Origin of the sequence: Bifidobacterium sp. SKU (assembly GCF_026016405.1) — a bacterium.
Classification (GTDB): domain Bacteria; phylum Actinomycetota; class Actinomycetes; order Actinomycetales; family Bifidobacteriaceae; genus Bifidobacterium; species Bifidobacterium bifidum.
The window spans coordinates 1636768-1657381 of the sequence record NZ_CP092890.1; the positions used below are offsets into that span (position 1 = coordinate 1636768).

Sequence of the window (20614 nt, forward strand, 5' to 3'; positions counted from 1 at the left end):
TTGGCCACCTGAGTCAGCGTAGGCCCCCAAGCCCACACGGTGATTTCCTTGACGTCGCCTTCCTGCTTCGGAGCGGAGCTGCTGCTTGAGTTGCCGCACGCAGCGACGCTGACCAGCATCGCCGCAGCCCGGTAAGCGCCAGCGCCTTCTTTCCCATAAGGCGTATGTCGCGTGTCACCGCAAACATACGCCTTTCCTAAGCCCTTACAGCCCAGTGTTTCCAACGATTATCGTCTGAGCACGACAACGCCCGTCGGATCGATGGTGGCCCGACCGTCGTCGACATGCGCGAGCGAAGCCGCGATGGCCTCCCCTTCAACGTCGACGGTCACCGGTTCATGGGTGCGGTTGAACACGAACTCGAAGTGGTTCGCCGCCGCGGCGTCGGCGCGTTCGACACGCAGCACGCGGCCATCACCGGCGAGGTCCGACAGCCCCATGGAACCCAGCATCGCCGGCAGGCTCTTCGCAAGCCCCTGCCGGCCCAGACGGCATCCGACATATACGGTCCGCCCGTCGCCATACCCGTTGGCCACGATGGCCGGCACCTCGTTCATGCCGGTCCAGCGTTCCGCCTTATAGGAGGCCAGTACCGTGGACGTGTCGGCCGTGGACGTGATCACGTCGGCGAAGTCATGCGCCACCGTGCCATTGTCCAGGTCGAGGTGATCCAATGCGCCCGGCATGTCGTTGCCCATCGGGGCGAACTCTTCGACGCGCACGCCGACGACGTCACGAATCGAGCCCGGGTAGCCGCCAAGCCAGATGTGGTCGTTCTCGTCGCTCAATCCGGTGTAGTACGTCACGAACAACTTGCCGCCGTTCGCCACGAACTCCCGAACCCTGCGGCTCGTCTCTTCGGACAGCAAATACACGCACGGCAGCACGGCAATCTCGTAGGAATCCCAATCGGACCGCACCGGAACCACGTCGGCGGTGATGCCGTTGTCGGCAAGCGCGCGGAACCAATCCAACGGCTCGGTCCAATGATCGACCTGCTGGGTCGGGTTCGCGGTGTACTCGGTGGCCCACTGGGACTCGTAGTCGAACACGACGGCGACCTTGGACTTGACCGTCTTGGTGCCCATCAGACCCTCGTCGGACAGACGTCCCAGATCGGCACCCAGCTCGCACACATCACGGAAGATCTGCGAATCCTCGCCCGCATGCGGCACCATCGAGGAGTGCCACTTCTCCGCGCCGGCCTTGGACTGTCGCCACTGGAAATAGCAGATGGCGTCGGCACCCATGGCGACCTGCGCGAGGGAGTCGCGCACGACCGAGCCCGGCTCCGCACGGTAGTTGATCGGACGCCAATTCACCGCGGAGGTGGAATGCTCCATCTGGAACCACGGTTCCTTGCGTGAAATGCCGTCCATCAGCGACGCGGCGTACGCAACCTCGTCGAAATGGGCCTCGCCCGGCGTGAAGTAGTGGTCGTTGGAGACGAAATCGACCTCCGCACCCCAGTCGTCATAGTCAAGCATCGAGCCGCCGGCGGACACCATGAAATTGGTGGTCAGCGGCAGACCCGGCGTGATGGACTCCAGCACGTCACGTTCGGCGATGTAGAGCTCCTTGAGCGCGTCGGAGCTGAACCGCTTGTAGTCGAGCAGCTTGCCCGGGTTCATGAAGTTGCCGTCACCGATGTAGCGAGGCGGGATGATCTCGGAGAAATCGTTCATGTGCTGGGCCCAGAACGCTGTTCCCCAGGCCTCGTTCACCGCGTCGATGGTCTTGTAGCGCTTCTTGCACCACTTCTGGAAGGCGCGCATGGCGTCGTCCGAGTAGTCGAAGCGGTTGTGGCAGCCGTATTCGTTGCTCACGTGCCAGGCCACCACGTATGGGTTGCCCTTGTAGTGCTCGGCCATACGACGGCACAGGTTCAGCGCGTACTCGCGGAACACAGGGCTCGTCGGGCGCCAATGCTCACGGGCGCCCGGCCACACGGTGTCGCCGCGCTCGTCCTTCCAAAGCACCTCCGGATGGGCCTGGGTCAGCCACATCGGCGGGGAGGCGGTGGCGGAGGCGAGGTCTACGGCGATGCCCGCCTTGCCGAGCTTATCGATGGCACGGTCCAGCCAGTCGAAATCGTACTTGCCTTCCTCCGGCTCGATCTTCGCCCATGAGAAGATGCCGACTGATACAAGGTTGACGCCGGCCTTCTTCATCAGACGGATATCATCGTCCCAGACCTCCTCCGGCCATTGGTCGGGATTGTAATCACCGCCATACCAGAGACGGGATTCGGCGCCCTTCAGCGGCTGCGGCCAACTGTGCTTTCTGCGTTTACTCATGTTCCGCTCCATTACTTGTTCATTGTCTGACGCCCCCGGCCGAACCGTCGCATCGACGAAAAATCAACTGTGACATGCGAGCGGGCTGGTGCCATATCGCGCCAGCCCGCATCGCACACGGTGAGCGTCCCTCCATATCATATACATGTTCCGTATGGAGAGCCAGCCGCTAGGCGCACGTCAAGACCGTCAGACGAACGTGACGCATGCTGCAAGCGGACACTGGCCCTCCCGCGAGATCACTCCTTGACGGCGCCGGCGGCGAGGCCGGACTGCCAGTACTTCTGCAGGCACAGGAACGCGATGACCAGCGGGATGATCGTGATCAGCGAGCCCGTGATGACCAGGTTCTGGATGGCTTGGCCGCCCGCAGTGGACGCTTGGTCCTTCCACTGGTTCAGACCGATGGTCAGCGGGAACCAGTCCGAGTCCTTCAACATGATCAGCGGCAGGAAGCAGTCGTTCCACGTGGCAACGATCGTGAACAGGGCCGCCAACGCGATGCCCGGCACCGAGATCGAGCCGATGATCACCGCGGACACGGCCTTGCGGCCCGGGAAGCGGAACTTCGCCAAAGCGTAGCCGCCCATGATCGCCAGCAGGGTTGCACCGCCTGCGCCCACCACCACGTAGATCAGCGTGTTGACCAGCCAGCGCGCGAAGATGCCGCGTCATAGGTGAACACCGTCACGATGTTGTCCCACAGCGCGAACGTCTTGCCGAAGCCCAGGCCGAACGCGCTCGTGAAGTCCGATTGGGTCTTCGTCGCGTTGATGAGCATGGAGACGAACGGGAACAGGCAGCAGACCGCGAAGATCGGCACGATGAACACGAACACCAACGCGAACGGCCACCTGAACTTCCAACCACGCCAATCCCGCTTGTGCTTATTCACACGAGCCAAAGGCGACACACTCACCGATGTCATACCCCTCTCCTTCGAAGGGCTCGAAGCGAAGCACACCGCACATAGCTTGCCACAACGCAACAGCTCATTGAACTTGTTCCGCGAAATGCACCCTCTATAAATGTTTGCGTTACCATAATATCAATATTGTTGGAATTGTCAACTTGAGGGTACGGCAAGTCATCAGGAAATAGTCTATACTGATGGTAACCAAAACATAGAAATGCCAAAAAAACAAGCAGGAACCATGGATCATTCGCAACCCGCTTCCATGCAGGACGTGGCGAAAGCCGCCAGCGTGTCGCCCCAGACGGTCTCACGAGTCGCCAACGGAAGCAATGCCGTCCGACCGGAAACACGGCAGCGTGTGGAAGCCGCCATGGCCAAGCTGGGTTACCGGCCCAACTATGCGGCCAGGGCGCTTAAGCACGGCAAGTTCAAGGATGTCGGCGTCGTGCTGTTCAACATGCTCACTTATGGCAACGCGCGTATCCTCGGCGGCATCGCCGACGCGGCGAACAGCAATGGCTACGCCATCACGATGCAGTCCTTCGGACGCAATCGGGAACGCACCCTGCATGCCGCCATCGAGCGTATGAAGCAGCTTCCCGTGGACGGCGTCATCGCCGTCATGGAGGAGCACGTGACGGACTTCTCGGAGTTCCGCCCGCCCAAGGAGCTGCCGGTCGTCATCATCTCCGAGGATCCCGCGAACTACTGCCCCACCATCGATGCCGACCAGTACGGCTGCTCAGCCGCCGTCGTGGACTATCTGCTCAGCAAGGGGCACAAGACCGTCTACCACATCGCCGGGCCGTCCTCGTCGCGAGCCGCGGAAAGCCGCGCGCAGGGGTGGCATGACACGCTCGACCAACTGGGGCTGCGCATCCCTCCGACCTATATGGGCGACTGGGAGGCGGACAGCGGATATCAAGCCGGACTCGCGCTGGCTCACGACCCCGATTGCACCGCGATCTATGCGGCCAACGACCAGATGGCGTATGGCGCGATGCTCGGATTGCAGGCCGCCGGCAAACGCGTGCCGGAAGACGTCAGCATCGTCGGAGTGGACGATTCGCTGAGCGGGACGATTCCACGGCTGTCGCTGACCACCATGCGCATGAAATTCAACGACATCGGACGCGAGGCGTTCTTCATGACCAAGCGTCTGTGCGAGGGCCTTCGAGTGCCTTCGGGCGTGAAGACCGTGGTTCCCGCGGAGCTGGTGGAACGCGGGTCGGTGCGCGACCTGGAATCCTAGACGACGAATCTCAAGCGATAATGGCCTCGGCCTCGCCGGTGTCGAACGGGCGAAGCCGAGGCCATTATCCGTTCAGCGCCGGCGATTCGTCAGGGGTTCGCCGGCTACATAACGCCTTACGTTCTCCAATGCGATACATCCGGTCGATGCCTTCCGCCGTGCGGGTCGGGTCACGACGCACTCCCAGCGTGTTCGCGCCCATGGCCTTGCATATGCTGGCGAAATGCGAGCCGATGTCCCCGGTGCCGGCCACCAGCACCGTGGAGCCGCGCACGCTCAGCGCACGGCCGACATCGTGCCATCGCCGCTCCCCTTGTTGACGGGCATATATCGACATTGTAGGCGCATGGAATATTGCCGCGACGCCGGTGTAAAAATGACGATGCGCCGGCCCGTCTTTTCTAGGAGACGGGCCGGCGCATCAGACGGCCGGAGAACCGATGTTACCGGTTGGACTTACGCTTGGCTTCAAGCGTCACGACCGCACCCGCTACCATCGCGAGTGCAGCGAAGACAACGCCCATTGTGGAGGCGCCGGTCTTTGCGATCACGTCGCCGGGCTTCTTGCCGTCACCGGGCTTGTTGCCGTCACCGGGCTTTTCACCTTCACCAGGCTTCTCACCTTCACCGCCGGGGGTCGTCGGCTTGGTCTTCAGCGCGTCGATCGCCGCAGACAGAGCCGCCTCGGCGGCATCGACATCATCCTGGCTCACCTTGTCATCGTCATAGACCTTGAGCGCTGCGGCGAGCTTGTCATCAAGCACCTTGAGCGACTCGTCCGTATAGGCGGAACGGTCGATCGCCTGAGCCTTGGTGATCGTGGCGTGCAGCTTGTCCTTGTTGACTTCGGTCGGAGGCTTCTCGCCACCCTTCTTGGTGAACGTCAGCTCATACGTGACTGGGGACGTCACACCATCCGGGAAGCGGTATCCGTCGGCGGGCTCGGCGGTGACCGTGACGGTCACGTCCTCATCGCCCACGTTCACTACGGAACCAGCGGCCAACACCTTGCCGTCGACCTTGTACACGACTCCCTCGATGTCGGGGATGGTGTATGTATCGGCATCATCGTCCACTGTCGGCTTCTGCGGGGTGGCGACCTTGTCCTCCTCTACGGCCGTGGGCAGCAACTCGACATTCATTTCCGCCGCGGAGCCGAAGTTCGATCCGGAATAATCGGTCTTGATGACGAACTTGACGTACCGTCCGTTCTTGGGGGTCAGCTTGATGCGCTGCGTGTAGGCGACGTTCTTCAACGTGCCCGAGGCCACAGGGGCTCCAAAATCGTTGGGATCGTCGGAGACATACACCTCGTAATCCTTGGCGGCACCGTTATTGTTGCCGTCGATACGGGCGAGGTAGTCGAAGTAGGCGACGTTCTCACGCGATTTGCCGAGATCGAGAGTCACCCAATGCGGAGCAGACGCGGTGGTCGGGCTGTACTGGGAGTGCCAGCTCGTCGACGAGTCGCCGTCGAGCGCCCTCGCCGCCTCTGCGCCGGAGTTCTGCGACGACTGGGCGTGCACGCTGATCTCATCCTGCGGGACATACACGCGGGAGGCCGGTGCAGTGGCGGAATCGGCCACGACCCAGCCGGCGTCGTCCTTGCCGAGCGCCTTCAGCGCCTGCTTCAGCGTCAGCCCGGCGGTCATGCCGTCGAAGCTCGCGGTGGTGGCTTTGTCGCTTTCGCCGTATGTCGTCACGGTGATGGGCTCGTCCTTGGTGCCGTAGCCGAAGACGGCGAAGTCCCCGGTCAGCTCGGTGCCCGCCTTGACGAAGATCACGGAGCCTGGCGCGACGGTCACATCGTGCAGCTGCTCGATCGACGTCATGGGCTTGTCCTTCGTGAATCCATCTCCCGCGGTCTGCGCCGTCGGATCGATGTAGTAGGCGCGGGCGCCGGTCTGAATCTCGGATTCGGTGTGGAACACCTCAAGACGGCTCAGACGCACCGGACCGCGGGAGGAGTTGACCACCAGACGGATGGCATCGATGTTCTGGGACGTGAAGCGAAGGTCGCGCTGCTGCCCGACCGTCGTCATAGTCGCCAGATTCGTCCATGTTCCATTGACTCGTCCCTGCAGAGTGGCGCTTTCGATCTGCTGGCCGGCATTGCGCACGTCCTCGGAGATCTTCACTGCATCCACGGCGACAGTGCTGCCCAGATCGATGGTGTACGTCGGCGTATTGCCCACGGCCTTGTCGGAGGAGAGCTTCGAACCGTCGGTCAGCTTCGGGGCCGCTACCGCAGTGTCGTTCGCGGACGCGGCGACGGTCGCGCTCTTGCCCAGGGCAAGATCGGTGCCGTAGCGTCGGGCGAGCTCCTCGCCCAGCCCCTTAAGTCCCGCGGCATCCGCATCGGCGAGCTTGCCGGTATCGGACGGTGGGACGTTCAGCAGATACTGCGAGTTGCGTCCCGTGGACTGCTCGTAGTACTTCACGACTTCGGCTACGGACGCCGGCGATTGGCTGGCACGGTAGAACCATCCGGGCCGGTTCTTGGCGTCGACTTCGGCCGGATACCAGTGCAGCTGGTTGGCGGCGCCGCTGCGGATCTCGGACAGCACGCTCGACATGCTGCCAAGCTTACCGTCGGGGGCCATCTGGCCAGGCTTGAGCGACACCTTGTCCACGCCGTCGTTGTATGCCGCCTGCGGGCTCCACTCGGTCTGACGGGCCCAGCCGTCCTCGTTGCCCACCCATCGGGCATCGTATGCGGCGTTGGCCTGAATTGCCTGGGGCTGAAGCCGGCGGATCATCTCGTAGAACACGCCATAGTCGTAATGCTCAGTGCCTGCGGTGTTGCCTTGGGCACCGTCGAACCAGACCTCGGAGATGTCGCCGTACTCAGTCAGCAGCTCATAGAGCTGGTTGAGCATGTAGGCGCCGTAATCCGTGGCCTTGTACTTGAACGTGGGCAGTTTGCCGGAAGCCACCTTGCCGGCGCGGTCGTCGTTCTCCACCAGCGTGGGGATCGTGCGCTCGACGCGTGCGGAGTTGTTGCCCCAGACGCCCTTCCTCTCCATGTAGGAATCGGCCGGCGAATAGTAGATGCCGACCTTCAGGCCGTATTTCTTCGCCGAGGCGACAATCTTGCGGAACAGGTCCTTCTCCCCCGTGCGCTTGGCGACGGCGGTGTTTGCCCAGTCGTGCTCGGTGTTGTACCGCGAGTCGTACAGCTCGAAACCGTCATGGTGCTTGACCGTCACCATGATCATCTTGAAGCCACCGTCGGCGAAGGACTTCGCCCACTGGTCGGTGTCGAGGCCGGTCGGGTTGATGCGGGAGGGATCCTCGTTACCGTGACCCCACTCCTGGTTGTAGTACGTGTTGATGCCGTAATGGAGGAATCCGATCTGACCCCAGTCGATGTAGTCGGCCTGCCCTTCGGTCGGACGCAGCTTGGACAGCTTGGTCTTAAGCGCGGCCTCGCACTCGGCGGGCTCCACGTCGAAGGTATTCGCCTCCTTGATGCCCGACGTGTCGCAGCTGACCTGAGAGTAGACCAGCTTGAATTCGTTGGTGGTGAAGTTCGCGGAGGTTTCGGCCAGGCGGATCTCGCTCAGCGAGCCGACGAAGCCGCGGCTGAGCGCGTCGGTATGCACGTCGTTGCCGAAGCCGACCTTGCCCTTGATGCTCGAATTCAGGTAAGCCAGACCAGTGATGTCCTTGGTCTGGGCGTCGCCGCCATCCACGCGCATGACAAGCTTCGCGCCGGTGCCGGCCTTATTGGGCACGTACGCCACCGACACGACGTGCTCCGCACCCGTGGCGGCCGCGGACTCGATCTTGTGGTCGGTCCAATTATCGCCGGACTTGGTGGAGGCGCCGAACACGAGCTTGTTCGACTCGTAGCGCAGGAACAGGTTGCCGCCCGCGCCGAACAGGGTCTGGTTGTCGCCGGTCTGCGTCGGGGTGAAGCGCAGCTCCGCGACCAGCGGGCGGGTGATGGCCTCGTTGTCACCGAGGGTGAAGTCCGTGGGCGTGAAATCGAATCCGGCCGTGCCGCCGCCCAGCGTGACGGCGGAGTTCGAGATGGACGGATTGGCCGAGCGCGACACCAGCGAGCCCAGCATCTGCTCGCCGCTCGCCGCGGTATATGAGGTGCCGCTGAACGTGCCGTTGAAATTGACATGCAGCAGCTGGGATGCGTCAAGAATCTCCCACGGGGCGTCCGAATCGGCGACACGCGCGCGGAACACGTCACCGGCAAGACCGCGGCTCGCCGCGCCGGAAGCGGGGTTCACCTCGTAGCCGATCCCGAACTTGTTCCCGACGGAATCGCTGACGGCCGCGAGCTCGCCGGCCGCGGAGGTGGCGGTCTCGCCGGCCACGCCATCCACCGACAACTGCAACGTCGAGGCAGCGCCGTCGGCTCCCGGCAGATATGTCAGCTGGATGATGTGCTTCACATTGTTGGAAGGCAGCGTCACGGACTTTGTGTAGTCGTTCCATGTACTGCCGGAAGGGTTCGTGGAGAAGCCGTATTCGAGGTTGCTGCCGTTCGCCCGCACGAAGATGTTGCCCATGGCGGAGAACAATGTGGCGAGGTTGCTGGGCGTCTGCGTCGTACGGTACTCCATTTCGGCGCGGAATCCCTTGTTCACCTTCCCACTCTCGCTGAAGCTCGCGGTCGAGGTGAATGTCACGCCGTTGGTGCCGCCAGCGAGGGTGATGCCGCCGCCGTCAAGCTTGGTCGGTATGCTGCCGTGCTTGGTCACGGGGCCCTTCGCCACCTCGTCGCCACCTGTGGTGTAGGTGTCTGCAGCGAACGTGCCGCCGAACGACACATCGAGGTATTCCATCGGATCCGCCGCCACCGCGACGTTCGGCAATGCCACGAACGCGAGCGCCGAGACCGCTATCAATGCGGTGAGTCTGCGCAGCCACGAACGCGAGCATCCTCTTGATGCTGTGTGTAGCATATTTCAATCCTCTATGATTTTGAACATTCTTGTACTTCTTGCCGGAATCTTTGCCTCGGAGGCACGACATCGTTCCGCCAAGTGTTCAGATTCCCGCAGACAGTCTATCAGATCAGGCTGATTTAAGGTACCCTATGCAGGAGCTCGACATATGACGGTGCCGGAGAGCATCGGACTCTCCGGCACCGGTCATGTTCAGCCCCTACGGCGCTTGATGGTCAGCAGCACCGTCGCAGCGCTGGCGAGCGCCATGACCGCGACCGATATCGCGGTCACGTTCGCGCCGGTCGCCGACAGCGGAGGCTTGGGTTTGTCGCAGGTCTCATACCCATGATCGCTGGTTCTCGCATAGTACGTCGCACACGTTATCATCACCTCGTCAATCGCTCCGTATCGCAACGCCATCGTCGCAGCGCAAGCATACCGCGGAACAAAAAAGTGGTCCCGCCGTTGAACGGCAGGACCACTTCATGCATTCCACGCGCCCGTGCGTCACGCAGCGGGCGCGGTCGGCTCACCACGGCGTCACGCCTTGGCGACCTCCACACCCAGTTCGGCGCCTTCCTTCACCGCGAAGGAGGTGGCCAGCGTCTCATGGGCGATCAGATCGCGGAACCGCTCGGCATCGGCCACATTGACGGACGGCACGGTCAGCACCAGGGCGATGCGATCGGCGATGTCCAGGTCGGCGGCCTTGCGGGCGTCCTGCACGGCGCGAATCACGTCGCGGGCGTAGCCCTCGGCCTCCAAGTCGGCGGTCAGCACGGTATCGAGGATCACGAAACCGCCGGTAGGCAGAGCGGCCGACACGGAAGCGTCGGCCTCGGCGGCGTTCTCCTCCTCCACACGGTTGATTAGCTCGTATTCGCCGGCCTCCAGCGCAACCTCGCCGTTCGGCGTCTCGACGACCGGAGCACCGGTCGCGGCATCGACATGCCAGGCACCGGTCTTGGACGCCTTGATGGCGAACTGGACCTGCTTGCCGAGGCGCGGGCCGGCGGCGCGGGCGTTGACCTTCAGCTCGTGCACGATCTTCAGCCCCTGCGAACCGGCATCCTCCATCGTGCAGAACTCAATATCCTTTATATTAAGCTCTGACTTGAGAATTTCGTCGTACGCCTTGACGGCGTCCACATCCTCGACCACGACGGTGAGCTTGGCGAGCGGCTGGCGCACACGGATCTGGGCGGCCTTGCGCAACGACAGAGTGCCGGAGACGATCTCACGCACCTTCTCCATCGCGTCCACCAGTGCCGGGTCGTCGACCAGCACACGGCCAAGCTCGGTCGCCTCACCGGTCTTCTCGTCCGAGACGTACGGCCAATCGGCCAGATGCACGGATTCGCCGCCGGTCAGGCCACGCCACACGGATTCGGACTCCATCGGGGCGAGCGGCGCGAGAACGCGCATGAACACCTCAAGCACGGTGTACAGCGTGTTGAACGCGTTCGCGTCCTCCTTCCAGAAGCGGTCACGGGTGTTGCGGATGTACCAGTTGGTGAGCACGTCGATGAAGTCACTTGCCGCATCGCACGCGTCAGAAATCGCGAACTCGTCGAGCGACTTCTCTACACGCTCTACGAGCCTGCGGGTGCGGGCCAGCAGGTAACGGTCCATCTCGGGCAGACCCGCCACCTCGTCCGCGCGCAGCTGACGGGCGTCGAAGCCGGCCCCACCATTGGCCGCGTTCGCATACAGCGTGAAGAAGTAGTAGGAGCTCCACACCGGCAGCATGACCTGGCGCACGGTGTCGCGGATGCCCTCAGCGGTAACAATGAGGTTGCCGCCGCGCAGGATCGGCGACGACATAAGGAACCAGCGCATGGCGTCGGAACCGTACTTGTCGAACACGCCGTTCACGTCCGGGTAGTTGCGCAGGTGCTTCGACATCTTCTGGCCGTCGGAACCGAGCACGATGCCGTGGCAGATCACGTTCTTGAACGCCGGGCGGTCGAACAGCGCGGTGGCCATCACGTGCAGCAGGTAGAACCAGCCGCGAGTCTGGCCGATGTATTCGACAATGTAATCGGCCGGGAAGTGCTGCTCGAACTTCTCCTTGTTCTCGAACGGGTAGTGGAACTGCGCGAACGACATCGAACCGGATTCGAACCAGCAGTCGAGCACGTCGCTGATACGGTGCATGTGGCTCTTGCCGGTCGGGTCGTCCGGGTTGACGCGCGTGAGGTTGTCGATCCACGGACGGTGCATGTTGACGTTGCCGTCCTTGTCGCGCGGGTAGTCGCCGAAGTCGGCCTTGAGCTCCTCCAACGAACCGTACACGTCGACGCGCGGGTACTTCGGGTCATCGCTCACCCACACCGGGATCGGCGAACCCCAGAAGCGGTTGCGGGAGATCGACCAGTCGCGCGCGTTGGCGAGCCACTTACCGAACTGACCATCCTTGACATTCTCAGGAATCCAGTTGATCTGCTGGTTGAGCTCCAACAGGCGCGGCTTGATCTTCGTCACCGACACGAACCAGGAGCTCACAGGCTTGTAGATCAGCGGCGTGGCGCAACGCCAGCAATGCGGGTAGGAGTGCACATAGCTCTTCTCCTGGAACAGGATCGCGCGATGCTCGGCCGGGATCTCGGCCAGCGGGCCGTCTCCGTTGCGCAGGTTGCGCAGGATCGGCTTGTTCGCGTCGAACACGTACATGCCCTCGTAATCGGGGCACTGCGCGGTGAAGCGGCAGCCGGCGTCGAGCACGTCAGTGCTCTTGATGCCGTGCGCGTTCAGCGTGTTCATATCGTCCTCACCATAGGGAGCCTGGTGAACCAGGCCGGTACCCTCGACGGTGTCTACGTAGTCCGCGGTAAAGATTTGGTAGCCTTCGGACCCCGGCACGTTGCCCTCAGACTCGGCTTTGTCGCCAGCGAAGTACGGGAACACCGGCCAGTAACGCCAACCGGCCATCTCGGAGCCCTTGAGCTCGCGCACGACCTCGTAATCCTCGCCGAGCTCCTTCTCGTACTTGGAGAGCAGGGGCTTGCCGAAGTAGAACTTCTTGCCGGCGTACTTGCCCTGCGTCGGGCGCACCTCGACATAGTCAATGTCAGCGCCGACGACGATCGCGAAGTTGGTGGGCACGGTCCACGGCGTGGTGGTCCAGAAGACCGCGTAGGCGTCCTCCTCGTCGCGCAGCTTCACGGCCACCGACACGGTGGTGTCCTGACGATCCTGATACACGTCGGCGTCCATGCGCAGCTCGTGCGCCGAAAGCGGCGTCTGATCCTTCGGGCAGTACGGCAGCACGCGGTAGCCCTGGTACGCCAGGCCCTTCTCGTACAGCTGCTTGAACGCCCACATCACCGACTCCATGTACGGGATGTTCAGCGTCTTGTACCCGTGCTCGAAGTCGACCCAGCGGGCCTGACGATGCACGTAATCCTGCCATTCGTGCGTGTACTTCAGCACGGAGGCGCGGCAGGCGTCATTGAACTTGTCGATGCCCATCTTCTCGATCTGGTCGACCGAGTCGATGCCGAGCTCCTTCTGCGCCTCCAGCTCGGCGGGCAGACCGTGCGTGTCCCAGCCGAACACGCGGTTGACCTTGCGGCCCTTCATGGTCTGGTAGCGCGGGATCACGTCCTTCGCGTAACCGGTCAGCAGGTGGCCGTAGTGCGGCAGGCCGTTCGCGAACGGCGGGCCGTCGAAGAACACGAACTCGTTCTGGCTATGGTCGCCGGAAGGGTTGCGTTCAACGGACTTGTTGAAGGTGTCGTCCTTGTCCCAATACTTCAGGACGGTTTCCTCCATGTTGGGGAAACTCGGGTTCGGCGCGACGCTGGCGGTCTCGCCGCCCTCGTTCGCCTTGGGATACACGTGGGAATTGGTGGTTTCGCTCACCATTGCTCTCCTCGATGTCGCATTGCACTGGTCCTACGGGAGCTGGCTATAGCGAACCATTCACGGGAAGAACAGGGATTGAGACGGCCGTTCGCCACACCGGCGGCATATATGCGCCGGCGATGTCCTCGCGGCCGGAACCCTTGTTCCGCCCGGAACGGCCGTCATGGCCATTCCCGCCTACGAGGACGATGATCGGCGGCATGCCCTCAGGCTGCCGACCGCCACCGCGGTACCACCTCGCTTGTCGCTCGCATCCGGCCATCCTAAGACGGCGAAAACTCGCGACCGCTTGTGTTCGGCTGTGACGGGCCGATCCCGTCGGTTCTACTCAGCTTCGTGCCGTCGACGTTCGATCGACCGTCATGAAGCTTTTCTTCCGAAGACTCCCCGCTGATAACGGATCATCGCCTTGACTTCGGTGCATATCCTAGCACGGTGTGTGGCCGACGGAACCGGGGTGCCCGCGAACGCCGTCTGCTCGCGCCCAGGCAATCATGCGAGGCCCGAAATCCGACCATCATGCCGGATGTACGCCGACGCTCAATCGCGCACGATGCTGCCGACGATCCCCGAGACAATGGACATGATGAGAGAGCCGAGCACCGCCCACCAGAACCCGTGCACCAGCACGCCAACACCGAACAGACTGATTGCCAACCATGAGGCGAGCCGCATGAACAGCCAGTTGATGACCAGATACAGCAGCCCGAACGTGAGAATCGAAAACGGCAGCGCGATCAGCTGCGTCATCGGCTTGATCGAGGCGTTGATCAGCGCCATGAACAGCGCGAACACTGCGATTCCCAAAATCGGAGGCTGCCCCACCGCGGTCATGCCGGGCAGAAGCACCACCATCACCGCGGCCGCAACCGTCAGCACCAGCCATCGCATCAGAAAATCCTTCATGGCGCCCATCTTATGCCATCCAAGCCGTCACCGATCAGTTGCGATGTGCCGGTTCGGTGCATTCATCATATGTCGGGCACGATCATCGAGAACGATTGCGCTTAAGGGCACAATCGCCACCTAAAGACCCAGACCACCCTCAGTCGGCTCCGCCGACAGCTCCCGCCAGCAGGAGCCAGCATGCAACTCCAATACGACGTCAGGGCGGAAATCGTCGATTACGTTCCGCGGATTCTTCGGCTACCATGCCAACAGGAGGACGACGATGACTACAAAGGAAACGGCGGCGGCGACCACGACGAAGCAGGCGGCCGCCCGGCAACGGGCGTTCGCGCAACTGGACGCGACCTTCCGCTCAGGAGTCACCCGGCCACTGCGCTGGCGAAAGGCGCAACTCGACGCGATGGCCCGAATGCTGAGGCAGAATGCCACCGTCATCGCCCGTGCGGTACGCGCCGACCTGGGCAAACCCGCCGCGGAGACCGCGCTGATGGAAATCGGGCTGGTGCTCGATGAGATTCGCTTCATCAAGCCACGCCTCGGCAGGTGGGCGGCGCGGCATCCCAAGCCGATGCATTACCTGCTGCAGCCCGCAGTCGGCTGGACAGTCGCCGAGCCGAAAGGCGTGGCGCTCATCATCTCGCCGTGGAACTATCCGGTGCTGCTCAGTTTCGAGCCTATGGCGGACGCGATCGCCGCAGGCAATTGCGTGTGCATGAAACCATCGGAGCTGTCTCCGCACACCAGCGGCGTGATGGCGGACCTCATCGCACGGTACATGGACCCGCAGGCGTTCCGCGTGGTTCAGGGAGGACCGCAGGAGACGACAAAGCTGCTGGAGCAGCCGTTCAATCACATCTTCTACACCGGCGGAGGAAAAGTCGGTTCAATAGTCATGGCCGCCGCCGCGAAGCATCTCACACCGGTCACTTTGGAGCTCGGAGGCAAGTCGCCGGTGTTCGTCGACCGTACCGCGAACCTCGACGTCGCCGCGCGGCGCATCGCCTGGGGGCGGTTCATCAACGCCGGGCAGACCTGCGTGGCACCCGACTATGTGCTCGCAACGTCCGACGTCATCGAGCCGCTGGCCGGAAAGATCGCCGAGGCCGTCACGCGGTTCTTCGGCTCAGACCCGCAACATTCCGACAGTTTCGGACGCATCATCAACGCCCGGCATTTCGACCGGCTGACTGCGCTGCTGCCCGATCCGAAGAGCCCCGCCACCGGACGCACGGTATGCGGTGGCAATACCAGACGCGATGACCTCTACATCGCACCGACCGTGCTATTGGGCGTCAAACCCGATGCGCCGGTGATGCAGGAGGAGATATTCGGCCCGATTCTGCCCATTTTGGAAGTCGCCGACGCGAAAGCCGCAGTGGAATTCATCAACGCCCGGCCACGCCCGCTGGCGGCCTACGCGTTCACGGGCAGCAAGAGGGTACGGCGGATGTTCGAGCGCGAAGTCAGTTGCGGAGCGCTGGGATTCAACCTGCCGCTTGGCCATCTGATCTCCAGTCGGCTGCCGTTCGGCGGCGTGGGAGCTTCGGGCATGGGCTCATATCACGGCAAGGCCGGGTTCCTGGAGTTCAGTCATGTCAAGACCGTGGTCGGCAAGCCCGCGGTGCCGGATACGCTTTCGCTGGTGTATCCGCCGTATGACGGCTTGAAGAAGATACTGATTTCGGCGGTCAGCCATACGCCGAGAGTGCGGTAGCGGGACACGGCGCACCTCCCGCTGGCGGGAGATGACGCGCAGCGCCGGTGGGTGGTGACCATCCCCAGTCGGCTCGGCCGACAGCCCCGCCAGCGGGGGCGTTACAGTGCTCCAGTCGTCTCCGCCGACAGCCCTTCGGGCCCTGCAATTATGGACGGGCTAGGCATGACTGTTCCGCTGGCTCGCTGTCGTTCGCTCTTCGCCTACAAACCGCACCGCTGTTTGCTTGACGGCTCAGCCCGTCAACGGGGGCATAATGTAAGGGTCTGTTAGTCCAAGATGTGCTTCTCTGATTAAAGACGGGATGCCCACCGTTCGCGCAACGGTGGGCATCCCGTATGCTATCTGATTAAGCGGTCATTCGGGGAAACCTGTCTGCATAGGGCAGATGTTTGATGTAGTCGCGCATGTATTCCCAGTCCGGCATGTATCCTTCATCGCTGTACTCGCGCTTTTCATCCATGCGGGGACTGCCGTCAGCCGTTTTTTGTACGGGCAATCTTACAGTGAAATCTTTCTTATAATGGGCGTTGAGTTCACGGCCGAATGCCTGGTATTTGGTGTCGGATTCAAATCGGACCAGTGTTGCAATGAACAGTTTGGCCTCGACGGGCATGGAATGAGTGTCTCGTAATACGGCGACGTTCTGCGCGGTATAGAAGGGCTCGTTTTGCATGAAACAAGCACCGAGATAACTGCCGCCTAATGCAAGTGTCAGCGAACCGGCAGGGAACGGCTCCTCGCCTTCTATCTCGTCCACTCGCATAGTCACGCCGTTCCCGTTGCTGTTTCTGGACACGTAGTTGTACTTGGGATTGTCGGTACTGGTGGTCACTGCGTCAATTCCGTTGCCCATGCCCGCATCGAACAGTCGGGATAACAGGAAGGGCTTCCATTCTGCGGGATTCAATGGAGCATCGAACGTCTTATTGCTGGTTGTGATTCGTTGGTAATGCAGTTTGGTGATGTATTTGCGCATGCACTCCCAGTCGGGTTCGCCATTCCGTGAGGGCAGGAGAATGGTTGATTCCCTCATCTTCTCTACCGTCCATTTACGGCCGTAGGCGAATTTGTATTTGTTCGCTTTGATGACCGTGATGATGAATAGGGCTATCAGAGGGTCGAGTCGCCACTCCGCTTTTGCATACAGCACGTTCACGTCATCGGACGCCCAGAACGGTTCGCTCTGATAGAACGCTTCGCCTACGCTTCCGTTGTAGTTGATGGTGATGCAGTTCGGGGCGAACAGCTGGTTTTCGTCGTCCACTGTGATATGGTCACGGATTCCATTGTTCGAGCTGATGGCTCCCAGATAATTGTGGGGGCCGGGATTCATGTCCTCCCGTGTCAGTCGTCTGCCTTTCTTGATGTCGAATAAGTCGCCAAGGCGATAGTCCGCCCATGAGCGAGTGTCAGTCCTCATGGATTTTCCCTTCCTGAACGAGATACGCGAGATAGTCGTTCACGGTCTGTTGAAAGTCAGCTTGAGAAAGTCTGCCGTAGTCGGTTTCCATGTATGCTTCGGCGAGCCATTCGTCCTTATAGGTGACTTTGCGGGTGACGGACAGGCCGGGTTTGGATATGCGTTCACGGTACAGGGTGAGCCATTCGCGTTCGATGCGCTCCCAGTTGCTGTTGCCGTTCGCATCGGTTGTCTCGACGCGGCCGACGCCTTTCCGTTTGATGAAGCCATCGTCCTTGAAATAGCCGAAGAACGTGCTCCGGTCGGTCTTCTCATGCTTTCGGCTCAGATCGAATACCATGCAGCAGGCCGACACAGCGGCGCCGGGGTAGAACACGTCCGCGGGCAGTGAGAACACGGCGTCAAGCGTGTAACGGCCAAGCATCCGCTGTTTGAAGTCCTTGACCGCCGCGCTGTTTCCGATGGCGCATTGCATGGGAAGAAGTACCGCCATGCGGCAGTGGGTCGGCCTGACGTGTTCGTTCTCGTCCTTGGCCGACGCTATCTGCCGCGCCACCCATTCAACATAGTGGAACCCTTTGGACGGGTCGGTTTTCGTATTGGCTGACCATTGACGCACGTATTTCGGGTCGCATTGATTCTTCGTCCCGTTGTAGGGCGGGTTCATCAGCACCACGTCGATGTTTTTCGACTGTATCCAAGCAGCACGGTTGAACATGGAATCCTTGACGACGTTGCTGTTCCCGTCACCGTGGATGAGCATGTTCGTGGAGGAAAGACCGAACGCGCCCTCCTCGTATTCGATGCCGTAGACCTGATGTTCCCTGACTTGCCTGCGTTCCTCGTCGGCGTCGCAGTCGTCCATCGCGTCGGTCATGGCCCTTACAAGGAACGCACCGGAACCGCAGCAGGGGTCCAGCACACGCGAACTCTTGTTGACGCCCACGACCTTGCTCATGAAATCGCAGATGTGGTCCGGCGTGAACGCCTGGTTCTTGTCGGACTTGCCCACGTACTTGTTGAACGTGGTGAAGAACAGGTTCAGCAGGTCCTGACCGGCGGTGTTCTTGTCATTGATGTAGGGAACGACGTGAAACTCGATGTATTCGAGGATTTTCTTGAGGTCTTCGTAGGGCAGGTTCTGGATGTCTTGGGTCTCAAGGACTTTCCGGTTCAGCAGGCTGAGCTTGTCCGCCTTGTTCATCTTGGATTCTGAATCGTCGGCTTCCGTGAAATCGCGTTCCAGCAGACCGGTCAATATGTCGGTGATGTTTCGCAACACAACACGGGTCTTAGTCAGCGTCTGGCCGTCCTTGCCTAAGGTTTCTTTAGCGTCTTTGTACGACAGCCCGTTTTTGAGCGCGAGAAGGCATGTTCCTACGAACTGGCTTCTCAGATGTTCGTTGACTCCATCCGCGTGGAGCATTTTGTTGAGGACGTTGATGCTGTCTACGACCGCTATCTTGTCGTTGACCTTGCCAAAGCACATGTCCTCATACTCGTTGAATGGTCTCAGCGAGTGTTCGTCTTCATCGAGATGTTCGTCATCGATAATCACGGATTGCCCATGCCATACGCGGATTTCGTCACCTTCCGTCTCCGCAAGTATGGCGACAATCCTCTTGTCCGAGTATTCCTTCTCGAATCGCACGTATGATTGCAACTGGGCGTAAATCTCATCCTGATGCCATTTGGAGAAGCGATTCTTGGTTTCGATCAATACCGCAAGACGTTCATTCTCGAATCGCAGGTCAAGGTTCTGGTGTTTTGTTCCCTCAGTTGCTTTTTGATAGTCCTTGATGTCTTTCCCGACTGTTTTCAACGCTTTTGCGTAGCTGAACTCGCCATTCTCTATGTTGCCCACATGGTATTTCGCGCCGATGGTGGAGATGATGTCGAAACGTTCCATCACTCACCACCTTCTTTGGTGGTGGTGATGTCTGTCCCGGTCGGGGTCAGCAGGCCATTAGCGCTTGCCCCCCCCCCCGCTTGCTTATCATCATGGGGAGTCTACTCCTTCTATCGGTCGCTCTCGTCGGTTTTGCCCGGCTTGATGCTCATGTCAATGGGCAATCCCTGTTCGCGTACGACGGCCTTGAGGAAGATGGTGACGGCCCCGGACAGGCTCAGGCCGAGTTCTCCAAGGACCTTGTTGGCCTCGTCCTTGAGTTCGGGGTCGATTCTCATGGTGGTGGTCGGCACGCTCACAGGGTTGTCCTCCAATCGGATTGGTAGTTACATCGTAGTCCATCCGATTGATAAGGAGCATGCTATCGCCTGTCACACGGGCATGGGCATGCGCACGTACATGCGCCGGGTGAGCCGGTACACGCCGTTGCGGATCTGACGTCCGATGACGCCCCGCCGTTCGGCGGGGCCGCTCTTGAACGCCTCGGTCCATTGGAACCATGCGAGGTAGGACTGGAGGTGCTTCGTGGACACGCCCTTGAAGCCGTGCATGAAGTCCTTGAGCCGGGCGTGCAGGCTGTTGACCCGGTTGATGGCGCGCCCAGACGCGTCCGTACGCTCCAGCGTCGCGCCGAGGTGGTTGAGGAAGGCGGGGTAGGTGCCGGCCTTGTCGGTGACGGCGAGAGCGCTCTTGCCGATGCGCCCGTTGAGCACCTTGTAGGCGCGTTCCTTGCCGAGCATGCCGCTCCCGGACACCACGAGGAACGACGCACCCACGTCGTCTATGCCGGTGACGACGCACACCTGCTGCTTGCTCAGACCGCGCTTCGCGGCCTTCCTGCCGCTCTTGCGGGCCGGGCGGGGCATGGTGCCCTTGCGGCAGCCCTTGTAGCTGTCGCGGAAGTACGTCTCGTAAATCTCAACTCGGTCGCCGGCGACGGCGTTGAACGAGGGATTGTAGCGTTGGATGCACTCGATGATGCGACGGCGCATGAACCACGCCGTGCGCAGACCCACTCCGCACTTGTCCATGCAGTCGCGCAGCGATAGCTGGTCTATGAACGCCTCCACGTAGGTCATCCACGTCTCCACCGGCAATTTGGACATGCCGAGCACACGACCGACGTTGGCCGTGAACGTACGCCTGCAATCCTTGCAGTACCAGCGCTGGCTGCCGCTTCCCGTACGTCCCCTGCGGACGATGCTGATGGAGCCGCACCTCACGCAGGCGTCGGCGGGCAGCTCCTGCGAACCCATGCCGAACACGTCCTCGTACACGATGGAACGCAACGCCTCAATCGCCCTACGGCGCTCGTCGCCATCCAGCAGCGCAAGCCCGTCCCGGACCCCGCTGACCAGTTTTGCCGCCTTGCTCCACTTTGCTCATAACTCCATTGTAATTACATTGTAGTTACTAT

12 protein-coding genes and 1 pseudogene are annotated in these 20614 nt (G+C 61.3%); 2 read left to right on the plus strand and 11 right to left on the minus strand.

Annotated elements, in window-relative coordinates:
• Positions 1–227: 227 nt before the first annotated feature.
• Together MMB49_RS07015 and MMB49_RS07020 are read right to left on the minus strand one after the other, a co-directional pair.
• A complete protein-coding gene (locus MMB49_RS07015; protein WP_047270929.1) occupies positions 228–2297 on the minus strand; it encodes a beta-galactosidase in 2070 nt (689 codons plus the stop codon).
• A 239-nt stretch (positions 2298–2536) separates the two neighbouring features.
• Positions 2537–3225: pseudogene (locus tag MMB49_RS07020) on the minus strand (carbohydrate ABC transporter permease).
• 226 nt (positions 3226–3451) lie between these two features.
• Between MMB49_RS07020 and MMB49_RS07025 the strand changes: the two are divergent.
• Complete coding sequence (locus tag MMB49_RS07025) at positions 3452–4465, plus strand: LacI family DNA-binding transcriptional regulator (protein ID WP_013363741.1); 1014 nt, start codon at positions 3452–3454, stop codon at positions 4463–4465.
• A gap of 64 nt (positions 4466–4529) precedes the next feature.
• Here the strand turns inward: MMB49_RS07025 and MMB49_RS07030 are convergent, their stop codons facing one another.
• From MMB49_RS07030 to MMB49_RS07050, 5 genes are all read right to left on the minus strand, one after another.
• Entirely contained in the window at positions 4530–4802 is a 273-nt protein-coding gene (locus tag MMB49_RS07030) for an NAD(P)-dependent oxidoreductase (RefSeq protein WP_047270679.1), read from the minus strand.
• Between the two features lie 106 nt (positions 4803–4908).
• The gene (locus MMB49_RS07035; RefSeq protein ID WP_047270681.1) at positions 4909–9390 is read right to left on the minus strand and encodes an alpha-L-fucosidase; all 4482 of its coding nucleotides are present in this window, start codon (positions 9388–9390) and stop codon (positions 4909–4911) included.
• Positions 9391–9585: 195 nt separating this feature from the next.
• The gene (locus MMB49_RS07040; RefSeq protein ID WP_185021803.1) at positions 9586–9762 is read right to left on the minus strand and encodes a hypothetical protein; all 177 of its coding nucleotides are present in this window, start codon (positions 9760–9762) and stop codon (positions 9586–9588) included.
• Between the two features lie 153 nt (positions 9763–9915).
• A complete protein-coding gene (gene ileS / locus MMB49_RS07045) occupies positions 9916–13239 on the minus strand; it encodes a mupirocin-resistant isoleucine--tRNA ligase (RefSeq protein WP_080959260.1) in 3324 nt (1107 codons plus the stop codon).
• Positions 13240–13782: 543 nt separating this feature from the next.
• On the minus strand, positions 13783–14148 hold the full coding sequence (locus MMB49_RS07050; protein WP_047270931.1) for a phage holin family protein: 366 nt from the start codon (positions 14146–14148) through the stop codon (positions 13783–13785).
• Positions 14149–14413: 265 nt separating this feature from the next.
• Between MMB49_RS07050 and MMB49_RS07055 the strand changes: the two genes are divergently transcribed.
• Positions 14414–15865, plus strand: coding sequence for an aldehyde dehydrogenase family protein (locus MMB49_RS07055; protein ID WP_047270686.1), 1452 nt, complete (start codon positions 14414–14416; stop codon positions 15863–15865).
• A gap of 349 nt (positions 15866–16214) precedes the next feature.
• On the opposite strand, the gene MMB49_RS07060 is transcribed toward MMB49_RS07055, so the two are convergent.
• From MMB49_RS07060 to MMB49_RS07075, 4 genes are all read right to left on the minus strand, one after another.
• Positions 16215–17288: a restriction endonuclease subunit S gene (locus MMB49_RS07060; protein WP_047270688.1), complete on the minus strand. Its 1074-nt coding sequence runs from the start codon at positions 17286–17288 to the stop codon at positions 16215–16217.
• Positions 17278–19197, minus strand: a complete 1920-nt coding sequence (locus MMB49_RS07065) for a class I SAM-dependent DNA methyltransferase (RefSeq protein WP_047270689.1) — start codon at positions 19195–19197, stop codon at positions 17278–17280. Before MMB49_RS07065 ends, MMB49_RS07060 begins: the two co-directional genes overlap by 11 nt.
• Positions 19198–19307: 110 nt before the next feature.
• Entirely contained in the window at positions 19308–19496 is a 189-nt protein-coding gene (locus MMB49_RS07070) for a type II toxin-antitoxin system RelB/DinJ family antitoxin (protein WP_229940962.1), read from the minus strand.
• 72 nt (positions 19497–19568) lie between these two features.
• A complete protein-coding gene (locus MMB49_RS07075) occupies positions 19569–20486 on the minus strand; it encodes an IS1595 family transposase (RefSeq protein WP_229940961.1) in 918 nt (305 codons plus the stop codon).
• Between the last annotated feature and the right edge of the window lie 128 nt (positions 20487–20614).

Coding starts and splice junctions, on each gene's coding strand:
- MMB49_RS07035 (WP_047270681.1), bottom strand. CDS start 9,390: ATGCTACACACAGCATCAAGAGGATGCTCGCGTTCGTGGCTGCGCAGA.
- MMB49_RS07050 (WP_047270931.1), bottom strand. CDS start 14,148: ATGAAGGATTTTCTGATGCGATGGCTGGTGCTGACGGTTGCGGCCGCG.
- MMB49_RS07055 (WP_047270686.1), top strand. CDS start 14,414: ATGACTACAAAGGAAACGGCGGCGGCGACCACGACGAAGCAGGCGGCC.
- MMB49_RS07065 (WP_047270689.1), bottom strand. CDS start 19,197: ATGGAACGTTTCGACATCATCTCCACCATCGGCGCGAAATACCATGTG.
- MMB49_RS07060 (WP_047270688.1), bottom strand. CDS start 17,288: ATGAGGACTGACACTCGCTCATGGGCGGACTATCGCCTTGGCGACTTA.
- MMB49_RS07030 (WP_047270679.1), bottom strand. CDS start 4,802: ATGTCGATATATGCCCGTCAACAAGGGGAGCGGCGATGGCACGATGTC.
- MMB49_RS07015 (WP_047270929.1), bottom strand. CDS start 2,297: ATGAGTAAACGCAGAAAGCACAGTTGGCCGCAGCCGCTGAAGGGCGCC.
- MMB49_RS07025 (WP_013363741.1), top strand. CDS start 3,452: ATGGATCATTCGCAACCCGCTTCCATGCAGGACGTGGCGAAAGCCGCC.
- MMB49_RS07040 (WP_185021803.1), bottom strand. CDS start 9,762: ATGATAACGTGTGCGACGTACTATGCGAGAACCAGCGATCATGGGTAT.